This is a genomic window from Nocardioides sp., from assembly GCF_044226765.1.
Taxonomy (GTDB): Bacteria; Actinomycetota; Actinomycetes; order Propionibacteriales; family Nocardioidaceae; genus Nocardioides.
The window spans coordinates 92,160-104,634 of sequence record NZ_JBGAGJ010000004.1 but is presented as its reverse complement, the minus strand read 5'-3'; the positions used below and the strand labels follow the sequence as shown (position 1 = coordinate 104,634).

The 12,475-nt window shown below is 72.0% G+C and carries 13 protein-coding genes; 4 read left to right on the top strand and 9 right to left on the bottom strand.

Annotated features, from left to right (window positions below; translation table 11 throughout):
- The first annotated feature begins 143 nt into the window (after nt 1–143).
- Entirely contained in the window at nt 144–1,133 is a 990-nt protein-coding gene (locus ACILRH_RS10535; RefSeq protein WP_395693062.1) for a DUF389 domain-containing protein, read from the top strand.
- Here the strand turns inward: ACILRH_RS10535 and ACILRH_RS10530 are convergent.
- Entirely contained in the window at nt 1,109–2,044 is a 936-nt protein-coding gene (locus tag ACILRH_RS10530; RefSeq protein WP_395693060.1) for a GNAT family N-acetyltransferase, read from the bottom strand. The genes ACILRH_RS10535 and ACILRH_RS10530 overlap by 25 nt on opposite strands.
- A 56-nt stretch (nt 2,045–2,100) precedes the next feature.
- Between ACILRH_RS10530 and fdxA the strand changes: the two genes are divergently transcribed.
- Both fdxA and dapC read left to right on the top strand, forming a co-directional pair.
- A complete protein-coding gene (gene fdxA / locus ACILRH_RS10525; RefSeq protein WP_296602013.1) occupies nt 2,101–2,427 on the top strand; it encodes a ferredoxin in 327 nt (108 codons plus the stop codon).
- The gene (gene dapC, locus ACILRH_RS10520; RefSeq protein WP_395693579.1) at nt 2,427–3,533 is read left to right on the top strand and encodes a succinyldiaminopimelate transaminase; all 1,107 of its coding nucleotides are present in this window, start codon (nt 2,427–2,429) and stop codon (nt 3,531–3,533) included. Before fdxA ends, dapC begins: the two co-directional genes overlap by 1 nt.
- A 3-nt stretch (nt 3,534–3,536) precedes the next feature.
- On the opposite strand, the gene ACILRH_RS10515 is transcribed toward dapC, so the two are convergent.
- From ACILRH_RS10515 to ACILRH_RS10480, 8 genes are all read right to left on the bottom strand, one after another.
- Complete coding sequence (locus ACILRH_RS10515) at nt 3,537–3,719, bottom strand: DUF5999 family protein (protein WP_395693057.1); 183 nt, start codon at nt 3,717–3,719, stop codon at nt 3,537–3,539.
- A 99-nt stretch (nt 3,720–3,818) separates the two neighbouring features.
- Entirely contained in the window at nt 3,819–4,001 is a 183-nt protein-coding gene (locus ACILRH_RS10510; protein ID WP_395693055.1) for a DUF5999 family protein, read from the bottom strand.
- A gap of 161 nt (nt 4,002–4,162) precedes the next feature.
- Nucleotides 4,163–5,134, bottom strand: coding sequence for a hypothetical protein (locus tag ACILRH_RS10505; RefSeq protein ID WP_395693054.1), 972 nt, complete (start codon nt 5,132–5,134; stop codon nt 4,163–4,165).
- Between the two features lie 11 nt (nt 5,135–5,145).
- The gene (dapD, locus tag ACILRH_RS10500) at nt 5,146–6,105 is read right to left on the bottom strand and encodes a 2,3,4,5-tetrahydropyridine-2,6-dicarboxylate N-succinyltransferase (RefSeq protein ID WP_395693053.1); all 960 of its coding nucleotides are present in this window, start codon (nt 6,103–6,105) and stop codon (nt 5,146–5,148) included.
- 108 nt (nt 6,106–6,213) lie between these two features.
- Entirely contained in the window at nt 6,214–6,963 is a 750-nt protein-coding gene (locus ACILRH_RS10495) for a hypothetical protein (RefSeq protein WP_395693052.1), read from the bottom strand.
- A gap of 102 nt (nt 6,964–7,065) precedes the next feature.
- A complete protein-coding gene (locus ACILRH_RS10490) occupies nt 7,066–7,779 on the bottom strand; it encodes a hypothetical protein (protein ID WP_395693051.1) in 714 nt (237 codons plus the stop codon).
- Nucleotides 7,780–7,917: 138 nt separating this feature from the next.
- Nucleotides 7,918–8,418, bottom strand: coding sequence for a DinB family protein (locus ACILRH_RS10485; RefSeq protein ID WP_395693049.1), 501 nt, complete (start codon nt 8,416–8,418; stop codon nt 7,918–7,920).
- Entirely contained in the window at nt 8,415–8,948 is a 534-nt protein-coding gene (locus ACILRH_RS10480; protein WP_395693048.1) for a DinB family protein, read from the bottom strand. Before ACILRH_RS10480 ends, ACILRH_RS10485 begins: the two co-directional genes overlap by 4 nt.
- A 296-nt stretch (nt 8,949–9,244) precedes the next feature.
- On the opposite strand from ACILRH_RS10480, the gene ileS reads away from it, so the two are divergent.
- Nucleotides 9,245–12,463 (top strand): isoleucine--tRNA ligase, encoded by a 3,219-nt coding sequence (ileS, locus tag ACILRH_RS10475; RefSeq protein WP_395693577.1) that lies wholly within the window; start codon nt 9,245–9,247, stop codon nt 12,461–12,463.
- Nucleotides 12,464–12,475 lie beyond the last annotated feature (12 nt).

The following is a 12,475-nucleotide window of genomic DNA, read 5'->3' as shown; positions in this document are numbered from 1 at the left end:
CACACCTTCGCCGAGTGCTCAACCGATTGCTCGGGCTTCGGCCTCTCGTCGGTCCGCCGGACGCGCGGACACTCGCTGCTCCACCGGCGTGTGGGAGGTTCGTCAGGCCTCGCGGGCGTCGGGTCCAGAGTACGGTGCGCGTCGTGCTGGTGCACTTCCGACTGACGACGCCCGCCGAGCTGACCGACGAGGTGGTCGAGCTGCTGCTCGGCTGCGAGTGGGCCACCAACCTGACCCTCGAGCGTGGCGCGAGCCTGCGCCCCGAGGGTGACCTGGTCGGCTGCGACGTGGCCCGGGAGAAGGTCGGCTCGGTGATCGACGACCTGCGTGAGCTCGGACTCCACCGCGAGGGCGGCATCGTCTTGATGACGCCGACCGGGACCCCGTTCGAGGCCGCCGACCGGATCGAGGCGGCCGCGCCGGGGCATCCCGACGACGCGGTGATCTGGGACGCCGTCGAGGCGCAGGCGGAGGCCGGTGCGGTGCCGACGGTGTCCTACGTCGTGTTCATGGTGATCGCGGTCGCCCTCGCCTCGATCGCGGTGATCACCGACTCCGCCGTGCTCGTCGTGGGCGCGATGGTGGTCGGGCCGGAGTTCAGCGCGGTGGCGGCCGCGAGCGCCGGGGTGGCGCTGTGGCGGATGGACCTCTTCGCCCGGGGCATGCGGCTGCTGGTCTTCTCCTTCGCGTTCGCGATCGCCGTGGTCGCCGTCGCCGCCCTCGGCGCGTACGCCCTCGGCTTCATCGAGCCGGACGACGTGGTCCGCGCCCGGCCCAACACCGGCTTCATCTGGCACCCCGACGTCTGGTCGGTCGTCGTCGCCCTCCTCGCCGGCGCGGCCGGCGCCCTCGCGCTCGCGCTGTCCAAGACGGCGACCATGGTGGGTGTCTTCATCAGCGTCACGACGGTTCCGGCCGCCGGGAACCTCGCCCTGGGCATCGCGCTGTGGCAGCGCAGCGAGATCTGGGGGTCGTTGGGGCAGCTCGGTCTCAACATCGGCTGCATGGTGGTCGCCGGCGCCGTGGTGCTCGTCTTGATGCGGGTCGGCTGGGTGCGGCTGACGACGTGGTCCGAGCGCTTCTTCGGCCGCCAGTCCGACCTGAGCGGTCACCCGGGGGCGGGCGCCAGGTAGCGGTAGGCGTGGTGGGTGGTGAACCCCAGCTGCTCGTAGAGCGCGATCGCCGCGGTGTTGTCCCCGAGGACCTGGAGGTACGCGGTGGTGGCGCCGCGCTCGGCGCCCCACTCCAGGAGTGCGTCCATGACCACCAGCGCCAGGCCCTGCCGCCGGTGGGCCGGCTCGACCTGGATCGTGCGGAAGCCGACCCAGTCGTCGGCGTACGCCGCCACGCCGCTCGCCCGGTCGCCGACCCGCACCGTGACCAGGTCGCCGGCCTCGTCGTAGGACACGTCCACCGGTGGTCGAGCTTGTCGAGACCCCCGCAGCCGACGTCGCGCCAGCGCCACCGACCCGATCTGGAACAGCGTGTCGGCGTCGCCGCTCTCCGGCCCCCAGCCGTGTCCGCGGAACAGCTCGTCCTCGGCGGAGCCCGGCAGCACCGCCGCGATCGGGCGCCCGGTGCGGGGCCGGTAGAACCCGACGACCTGCTCGTAGTCCGCCTCGGGGTCGTCCGAGCCCGACGGGCCGATCGCGAGCACCGAGTTGGCGCGCCGCGCGGTCGAGGTCGGGGAGTGGCGCAGCAGCCAGTCACCCAGCGGCTCGGTCCGCAGGTCCGGCCACAGGGCCAGGGCGCGGCGCTGGGCCTCCTGCGGGTCGACCCGGTGCCGGGCCGACGGTCGCGGTGGGACCGGCTTGCCGGAGACGACGTCCCCGAGCGGGATCACCACCGGGGGCCCATCGGCGGGCTGGACCACGCAGGTGTCGGCGTCCCAGCGCAGGCAGGTGCCCAGCAGGTCGGTGAACGCCGGGCCGCCGCTGGGGCCGGTCTCCCCGGGCACCAGGCGGCGCACGACCACGCGCTGCCCGACGACGTGCGGACCAAGCAGGTGCTTGGCCACATCGTGGGGGGCATGACCATCGGGCACTTTCGGATACTAGGCTGTGCGCGAGCACCTGCTCCCGCCAGTCTCAGGAGGATTCGGTGACCTACGTCATCTCCCAGCCGTGCGTCGACGTGAAGGACCGGGCGTGTGTCGACGAGTGCCCCGTCGACTGCATCTACGAGGGCAAGCGGATGCTCTACATCCACCCCGACGAGTGCGTCGACTGCGGTGCCTGCGAGCCGGTCTGCCCGGTCGAGGCGATCTTCTACGAGGACGACACGCCGGAGCAGTGGAAGGGCTACTACGACGCCAACGTCCACTTCTTCGACGACCTCGGCTCGCCCGGTGGCGCGGCGAAGATGGGTGAGATCGACCACGACCACCCGATGATCGCCGAGCTGCCGCCGCAGAACCAGGACCACTGATCCGCCGGCGCGAGCCGGTCTCCGGGCGGCTTCCCGACTTCCCCTGGGACCACCTCCTCGAGCACGCCGCGCGGGCTCGTGCCCACCCCGACGGCATCGTCGACCTGTCGGTCGGCACGCCGGTGGACCCGACGCCCGCGGTCGCGCAGGACGCGCTGCGCGCGGCTGCGGACTCGCCCGGGTACCCACTGACGGTCGGCCGTCCGGAGACCCGGCAGGCGTGCGTCGACTGGCTCGGGCGGCGCCACGGGGTGACCGGGCTCGACCTGGACGCGGTGCTGCCGGTCATCGGCTCCAAGGAGCTGATCGCCTCGCTGCCCGGCCACCTCGGCATCGGCCCGGGTGACCTGGTGGCCTACCCGGAGCTGGCCTACCCGACGTACGAGGTGGGCGCGGTGCTCGCGGGGGCGACACCGGTCGCGCGCGACTCGCTGACGTCGTTCGGGCCCGAGGTCCCGGCGCTGCTGTGGCTGAACTCGCCGTCCAACCCGACCGGGCGGGTGCTGCCGGTGGAGCACCTGCGCAAGGTCGTGGACTGGTGCCGCGACCGCGGCACGCTCCTGGTCTCCGACGAGTGCTACGTCGAGTGCGCGTGGGAGGCCGAGCCGGTCTCGGTGCTCCACCCCGACGTCTCGGGCGGGTCGCACGAGGGGATCCTCGCGGTGCACTCGCTGTCGAAGCGCTCCAACCTCGCGGGCTACCGGTGCGCCTTCGTCGCGGGCGACCCGGCGGTGGTGGCCGAGCTGCTGGCGGTCCGCAAGAACCTCGGCCTGCAGATGCCCGGCCCGCAGCAGGTCGCCATGGAGGCGGTCCTCGGGGACGACGCCCACGCCGACGAGCAGCACGAGCGCTACGCCCTGCGCCGCCGGTCCCTGCGCGGGGCGCTGGAGCGAGCGGGCTTCCGCATCGACCACTCGGAGGCGTCGCTCTACCTGTGGAGCACGCGGGACGAGGACTGCTGGGACACCGTCTCCTGGTTCGCCGGCCGCGGCATCCTGGTCGCCCCGGGCTCGTTCTACGGCGCCGCCGGCTCCCGCCACGTCCGGATCGCGTTCACCGCCACCGACGAGCGGGTCGACGCCGCGGTCGAGCGGCTGGCGGGCTGAGCGTCAGGCGGACAGCGCGATGACGGCGTCGTGCCCGTCGGGGGTCAGGTAGTGGCCGTCGTCGAAGAGCACGATGCCGTTGCAGAGGCGGCACCAGCCCTGGTCGGACAGGTGGTCGGACACCACGTGCGCGGTGCAGCAGTCGTTGGTGTCAGCCCCCGGACAGTCGGGTGTGTGGTCGCACATCGTCATACCTCCCGCCCAGCAGGGTTCCGCGCCGCCGGGGTCGGAAAACCTGGTCTGGTCCGGGGTGTGGAGGACCCACTCCGACCGGACGGGTCGGCGTCAGGCGCTCAGGACGATCGGGTGGTCGTGCCCGTCGGGGGTGAGGTAGTGCCCGTCGTCGAACCGGATCACGCCGTTGCACAACCGGCACCAGCCCTGGTCGTGCCGGTGGTCGGCGATCACCCGGGCGCCGCAGCAGTCGGCGGCGTCGAGGTCAGGACAGCGCGGGGTGTGGGTGCACATGTGGTCCTCCGTGGAGCGGCCGGCCACCGGGGGTGGAGGTGGCCGGGGCGGCTGGGTCCGCCTGCTGCCAGTGTCACCCCGAGCCCGCGGAGGGCGCGGCGTGTTGCGCAGAACACACCCCCCGGATTAGGCAGGGCTCCGGACGAACCTCCGGTGCGGCATCAGGGGTAGACGTCGACGTGCACGTGGTCGCGGTGCTCGAGGATCGCCCGGTCGCCGGCGCTCTCGGGCGGGTCGTACTCGCGCCAGCCGTCCCCGGACCGGCTGCCGGCGGTCCAGATCCGGTCGTCGAAGATGACCGTCTGGACGTCGAGGCGGTCCGCCATGGCGACCAGGTACTGCGCGATCGCCCAGCCGCGGACCTTGTTGGCCGGGCTCACCGGCCGCACGAAGACATCGACGGCTCGCCCGTCGTAATGGGCCGAGCCGGACATGTGTCCCGTGCTGACCCCGCCCGGCGCGAAGCCGCCCATCGGCGGGTCGCCGAACACCTCGTCCACCTCCCGGCGTACGACGTCGGCGCGGTGCGTGAGCCCGGACGAGGTCAGCCGCGTGCTGGCCGCGTCGGGAGCGCCGCCCAGCCGGCAGCTGAAGGCGTGCCGGGAGTTGCCGGAGAGGGCCGAGGCGAGCACCCGTGCGTCGGCCTCGTGGTCGGCGTACGCGTCGGGGAAACCCGACCGCTGCACGGCCTGGGCGGCCTCGGTGACCGGCATGGTCTCGTAGCCGTCGACCTTCACCAGCGCGTCGTAGAAGGCGTTCGTGGCGTAGTAGGGGTCCGTCACCTGGGCCTTGGTGCCCCAGCCCTGCGACGGTCGCTGCTGGAACAGGCCCGCGGAGTCCCGGTCGCCGGCGCCGACGTTGTAGAGCTTGGACTCCTGGAACGCCGTCGCCAGCGCGATCGTCGCCGCGTGGGCCGGCAGGCCGCGGCCGACGGCGACCGCGGTGATGAGGGCGGCGTTCTCCGCCTGCTCGACCGACAGCGTCACCTCGTGACCGTTGACCTCGGCGGTGCACTGGTCGGGCTGGAAGAACGGTGTGACCCCGCCCAGCAGCGACGACACCCCCCACACGCCGGCGGCCACCACCCCGACGCCGGCGAGCGCGACGACGGCGACACCGGTGCGGAACCTCATGGCTCCAGTGTTCAGTTGGCGTGCAAGGCGGCGTTCAGCGCCACGCCGTCGCTGCGCCACGGCACCGCCTCGACGGCGCCGGTGACCGAGTTGCGCCGGAAGAGCACGTTGCTCGCACCGGAGAGCTCGGCAGCCTTGACGACCCGCGGCTTCCCGTCCAGGTCCGCGACGGTCACCTTGGTGCCGGCGGTGACGTAGCACCCGGCCTCCACCACGCAGTCGTCGCCCAGCGAGATCCCGAGGCCGGCGTTGGCGCCGAGCAGGCACCGCTCGCCGATGGAGACGACCTCCTTGCCGCCACCGGACAGCGTGCCCATGATCGAGGCGCCGCCGCCGACGTCCGAGCCGTCACCGACCACCACACCGGCCGAGATGCGGCCCTCGACCATCGACGCGCCCAGCGTGCCGGCGTTGTAGTTGACGAAGCCCTCGTGCATGACGGTGGTGCCCGGGGCGAGGTGGGCGCCCAGGCGGACCCGGTCGGCGTCTGCGACCCGCACGCCGGTCGGGAGGACGTAGTCGACCATCCGGGGGAACTTGTCGACGCCGAAGACCGTGAGGTGCCGGCCGTTGGCCCGCAGCCGGGCCCGGGTCGTCTCGAAGCCCTCGACCGCGCACGGCCCGGCGCTGGTCCACACGACGTTGGTGAGCAGGCCGAAGACGCCGTCCAGGTTCACCGCGTGCGGGCGCACCAGGCGGCTCGAGAGCAGGTGCAGCCGCAGCCACACGTCCTCGGTGGTGGCGGGCGCGGCCTGCAGGTCGGCCACCTCCACCAGCAGCACCTCACGGGTGACGCCGCGGTCCTTGTCGGCGCCCTGCAGGGCGCTCAGCTCCGGGGGGCAGACGGCGTCGGCCGGCCTCTCACCCAGGGCCGGCGCCGGGAACCAGGTGTCGAGCACGGCGCCCGCCGCGTCGAGGGTGGCGAGGCCGAAGCCCCAGGCGTTCACAGGGGCCGTCGTGGGTGTGCTCACGACCGTCCACTCTACGAAAGCCGTCGGCCAGCGGCGGACGTGGGCCCGGCCGTCGGACCGGCGCGGGTCCGGTGCGGGCCCGACGGCGCCCAGTACCGCCGGTCGTGCTCAGTGCCGCCGGCCGGTGGACCCGCCGAGGAGCCGGAGGAGGGCCTTCCCGCCCGGTGCGGGCTCGGTGGAGACTCCGCCCCTGGCCGCGGTGTGGGACGACGCCGGGTAGTACGAGATCCCATCCAGGACGGTCCCGAGGTCGGCGTTGTAGACGGCCCCCGCCGGCAGCACGAAGTCTCCGAAGACGATGGGTCGGACTCCGGCGATGTAGGTGACCGCACCGTCGGCGGAGACCGCCGAGGGCAGGATCAGCGAGTGGGCGGGCCGCAACGACGGCGGCAGGATCATCATGATCCCGTCCTCGAGCTCGGTCGGATCGCTGGAGTCGCACCGGCCGTCACCGCTGGAGCCCTCGGAGGACTCGGCCGCTCCGGCCAGGTGCACGACGCCGAACCGGTCGGTCATGATGCTGGCCGGTCCCGAGCCCGGGAAGAGCCCGGCGCGGCCGGTCCAGACGCAGTCACCCTCGCCACCGTTGTAGAAGGCGGGTCCGCCCGGCGAGCCGATCGCGACGAACCGGTGCTCCCGGACGAGGTCGGCGTTGCTGACCTGGCCGTTCCTGATCTTGGCGCCGGTCACGGCGTCGTTCCCGATCTTCGGGGTGGTGACTGCGCCGTTCCTGAGGTCCTGGGTGCCGATCCGGCCGCCGGCGTAGCCGGCACCGGCCGCGGCCAGCACGAGGGCGAGGATCGCGACGACCATCGCCGCCGGGGACATCGAGCGGGTGAGTCGGGTGGGTGCGGACACGTGGCCTCCTGGGTGTGGTGTGGGCCCGAGACGCCTGCTCGGACAGTACGCCGGCCGGGCGGACGGGCCCGGCCGGCGTACTGACTCGCGGTCACGGGGCCGTCAGCGGAGACCCGCCTGGCGCAGGAGCTGTCGACCGAGTGGCCCGACGTGCTTGGTGGCGGTGGACCGCGACGATGCCCGAAGCGGCGAGGTCGACGGGACGTAGGAGATGTTGTCGAGGATCGCGGCCCCTTCGCTGGCGTAGACCGCGCCAGGCGGCAGCTCGCCGGCGAACCCGTGCGGGCCGGCGATCACCAGGATGTAGGAGCCGGTGAAGAGGTACTGGTTCTGCGCCGGACGCAGGCTCGGCGGCAGGATCGTCATGATCCCGTCCTCGGTCTCACCGCTGGAGTCGCAGTTCGCGTCTCCACCGGCTGCGTCCTTGCTGATCCCGATCCCGGAGAGGTGCACGATCCCCGAGCGGTCGACCCGGTAGGCGGGGGCACCGACACCCGGCACCTCGGTGGCGCCGGAGACCCAGGCGCAGTCGCCCTGCCCGCCGTTGGAGAAGTTCGGCGCGCCCGCGGCCGAGATCTTGACCGTCCGCCTCTCCTTGACCAGGTCGGCGTTGGTCACCTGACCGTTCTTGATCTTCGCGCTGGTGACCGCGTTGGTCGCGAGCTTCGGGTTGGTGATCGCGCCGTTCTTGATGCCGCTGGTGCCGATCTGGCCACCGGCGTAGCCCGCCCCCGCGGCGGCCAGCACGATGGCGAGGATGGCGACCAGCATCGCTGCCGGTGACATCGAACGGTTGAGTCGGGTGAGTCTGGACATATGTCCTCCTGGGTTGGGTGTGGGACCCCGAGACCCCCGCGACGATGCCAGCGGCCACCCCAGGTCGCCATGGTCCGAACGGGCTACTCGACAAGGGTTCCTCTGCCCCAGGGGGTCGGTGCCGCACTCCCCGATCGGCTACTCCCCGGTGCGCCCGTCCACCGCCTCCCGCAGCAGGTCGGCATGGCCGAGGTGGCGGGCGTACTCCTTGAGCACCTGCTGGAGCACGTCGCGGATGGTGGCGATCCGGTCGCCAGGGTCGATCACGACGTCGAGCGCCTCGTCCGGCAGGTGGTCGAGCCAGGCGTCGGCGTGCGCCGCGGTGGAGCGCCACACGTCGAACGCCTCGGCGACCGCCTGCGGTGTTCCGACGGCACCGGTGAACTGGGACTCCCAGTCGCCGTCGACGACGAAGAGCTGAGGCTCTTCCGGGTGCCGCTGCAGGACACGGCGGAACCAGTGGTGCTCCATCTGCGCGAGGTGGCGCACCAGGCCGAGCAGGCTGAGCGCGCTCGGCGGGATCGCGCGCCGGGCCAGCTGCTCGGGCCCGAGGTCGGCGGTCTTGCGCTCGACCGAGGCCCGGAAGTCCGCCAGCCAGCGCCGCAGCGTCGCGAGCTCGGCGGGCGCCGGCTCGCTCACTGGCCCGTCCGGCCGTCGATGCACTCGCGCAGCAGGTCGGCGTGGCCCACGTGCCGGGCGTACTCCTCGACCAGGTGCACCATCACGTCGCGCACCTCGATCTCGTCGTCGTGGACCGCGACCATCCGGTCCCAGTCGGTGTCCTGGTCGATCCAGGCGTCGGCGGCCGCGACCTCGCGGCGCCAGCTCTCCCAGGCGTCCGCGACCACGGCCGGGTCGGCGACGGCGCCGTTGAAGTCGAGGTCGCGGTCCTCCTCGGTGCGGTAGAGCAGCGGCAGGTCACCCTGCCCCTGCAGGACGCGCCGGTTCCAGCTGTGCTCGACCTTCGCGAGGTGGCGCACCAGGCCGAGCAGCGACATCGTCGACGGTGGGACCGACCGCCGCGCCATCTGCTCGGCGTCGAGCCCCTCGCACTTCATCTCCAGGACCACGCGGTAGTTGCGCAGGTAGGCCAGCACGGTCTGCTGCTCCCCCCGCGTCGGCGAGTAGTCACGTCGGTCCTCGCCCTGGGGCTCCCACACTCCGCTCATGGCCCCACCCGATCACGGGCCGCCGACAGCGGGCAATCCGATTGGCAGGCGGCCGCGGGCACGCCGTACGCTTGCGGGCACAGGCGTCCGAGCCGTCATCAGCGGCGAGCCTCCGGAAGAACGGTCTCGACAAGCTGGACCCGAGACCCAGTAGAACCGGACGGGTAGGCCCGTCACAGCCGTGAACGAGTGGCTCCCAGCACCCGGGGAGCAAGCAGGGTGGTACCGCGGTCTCTGTGTTCGCGCAGAGCATCGTCCCTGTGGTGACCAGACCGACACCGCAGGAGATGCCCACGATGACCTACCCGAAGAACGACTCCGGCAGCGTGCCCTCGAGCCCTCGCTTCCCGGAGATCGAGGAGCGGATCCTCGCGTTCTGGGAGGCCGACGGCACCTTCCAGGCCAGCGTCGACCAGCGTGATCCGGGTGAGAACGGCGACAACGAGTTCGTCTTCTACGACGGCCCGCCGTTCGCCAACGGCCTGCCGCACTACGGTCACCTGCTCACCGGCTACGTCAAGGACCTGATCCCGCGCTACCAGACGATGCGGGGCCGCCGCGTCGAGCGCCGCTTCGGCTGGGACACCCACGGCCTGCCGGCCGAGCTCGAGGCGATGCGGCTCAACGGCATCAAGACGACCGACGAGATCCTCGAGCTCGGCATCGAGAAGTTCAACGAGGCCTGCCGGGCGTCGGTGATGAAGTACACCGGCGAGTGGCGCGAGTACGTCACCCGCCAGGCCCGCTGGGTCGACTTCGACAACGACTACCGCACGATGAACCCCGACTACATGGAGTCGGTCATCTGGGCGTTCAAGCAGCTCCACGACAAAGGCCTGGTCTACGAGGGCTTCCGGGTGCTGCCCTACTGCTGGAACGACGAGACGCCGCTGTCCAACCACGAGCTGCGGATGGACGACGACGTCTACCAGAACCGGCAGGACCCCGCGGTCACGGTCGGCTACGACGTCGAGACCGAGGGTCCGTTCCGGGGCGTCAAGCTGCTTATCTGGACGACGACGCCGTGGACCCTGCCCAGCAACCTCGCCGTCATGGTCGGCGAGGACATCGACTACGTCGTCGTCGAGTCCGACATCACCGGCCGCACCGAGCGGTACCTGCTCGCCGAGGCGCGGCTGCCGGCGTACGCCCGCGAGCTCGGGGTCTCGACCGGCTCGACCACCGACTTCCGGGTCACCTGGCGGGGCCCCGGCTCGGAGCTGGTCGGGCTCACCTACACCCCGCCGTTCTCCTACTACGTCGGCCACCCCCGGGCCTTCCGCGTCGTCGCCGCCGAGTTCGTCACGACCACCGACGGCACCGGCCTGGTCCACACGGCCGGCGCCTTCGGTGAGGACGACAAGGTCGTCACCGACCGCGAGGGCATCGAGGCGGTGATGCCGGTCGGCAAGGACGGGCGGTTCACCTTCCCGGTGACCGACTACGAGGGCATGCAGGTCTTCGACGCCAACCTGCACGTCATCGACCACCTCAAGGCGGTGACGAACGGCGAGCCGGGCGGCTCGGTCACGCCCGGGACCGTGCTGCTGCGCCGCGAGACCTACGACCACAGCTACCCGCACTGCTGGCGCTGCCGCGAGCCCCTGATCTACAAGGGCGTCTCGTCGTGGTTCGTCGAGGTCACGGCGTTCAAGCAGCGGATGCTGGAGCTCAACCAGCAGATCAACTGGGTGCCCGAGCACATCCGCGACGGCCAGTTCGGCAAGTGGCTGGAGAACGCGCGCGACTGGTCGATCACCCGCAACCGCTTCTGGGGCTCGCCGGTGCCGGTGTGGAAGAGCGACGACCCGACGTACCCGCGCCTGGACGTCTACGGCTCCTTCGAGGAGCTCGAGCGCGACTTCGGCAGCCTGCCGCGCAACAAGGACGGCGAGCCCGACCTGCACCGGCCGTACGTCGACGACCTGGTCCGCCCCAACCCCGACGACCCGACCGGCCGGTCGATGATGCGGCGCGTCCCCGACGTGCTCGACGTGTGGTTCGACTCGGGCTCGATGTCGTTCGCCCAGGTCCACGTGCCGTTCGAGAACGAGGACTGGTTCACGCACCACTTCCCGGCCGACTTCATCGTCGAGTACATCGGCCAGACCCGCGGCTGGTTCTACACGCTGCACATCCTGGCCAGCGGCATCTTCGACAAGCCGGCGTTCGAGAACTGCATCAGCCACGGCATCGTGCTGGGCTCCGACGGCAACAAGATGTCGAAGTCGCTGCGCAACTACCCCGACGTGCGCGAGGTCTTCGACCGTGACGGCGCCGACGCGATGCGCTGGTTCCTCATGTCCTCGCCCATCCTGCGCGGCGGCAACCTGATGGTCACCGAGCAGGGCATCCGCGACTCGGTGCGGCAGGTGATGATCCCGCTGTGGAACAGCTGGTACTTCTTCCAGCTCTACGCCAACGCCCACGAGGGCGGCGCCGGCTACGACGCGTCGCGGCGGACGGACTCCGCCGACCCGCTCGACCGCTACCTGCTTGCCAAGTGCCGCGACTTCGTCGAGGAGATGACGACGGCGCTGGACGGGTACGCCGTCGCGGACGCGTGCGACGCCACGCGGTCGTTCCTCGACGTGCTGACGAACTGGTACATCCGCCGCTCGCGCGACCGCTTCTGGGAGGGCGACGCCGACGCGTTCGACACCCTCTACACGGTCCTCGAGGTGGTCTGCCGCGCGACCGCGCCGCTGATGCCGCTGACGACCGAGGAGGTCTGGCGCGGGCTGACCGGTGGCCGCTCGGTGCACCTGACCGACTGGCCCCTGGTCGAGGAGCTCCCTGCAGACGAGCCGCTGGTCGCGGCCATGGACAAGGTCCGCGAGGTCTGCTCGGCGACCTCCGCGCTGCGCAAGGCCGGCAACCTGCGCAACCGGCTGCCGCTGTCGACCCTGACGGTCGTCGTACCCGACCCCGGCGCGCTCGCGGGCTTCGAGGCGATCGTGCGCGACGAGGTCAACGTGAAGACGGTCCGGCTCCTGCCGGTCGACTCGGACGAGGCCGCGTCGTACGGCGTCGAGCAGCGCCTGACCGTCAACGCCCGCGCCGCCGGCCCCCGCCTGGGCCGCGACGTGCAGACCGCCATCAAGGCGTCGAAGTCGGGTGACTGGTCGGTGGCCGAGGACGGCACCGTCACTGCCGGCGGGCTCGCGCTGGTCGAGGGGGAGTACACCCTCGAGACGGTGGCCGGCTCCGCCGACGCGGGCACCGCGACCGGCGTGCTGCGCAGCGGCGGCTTCGTCGTCCTCGACACCGAGGTGACGCCGGAGCTCGCCGCCGAGGGTCTCGCGCGCGACCTCGTGCGCGCGGTCCAGCAGGCCCGCCGCGACGCCGGCCTCGAGGTCTCCGACCGCATCGCGCTGACGATCGGCGGCTCGCCGGACGTGGTGGCCGCGGCCACCACGCACCGGGACCTGATCACCGGCGAGACCCTGGCGACGTCGTACGACGTCGTGGCGGCCGACGGCGACGAGCCCACGGTCACGGTCGCGAAGGCCTGAGGCCCCTCGCGC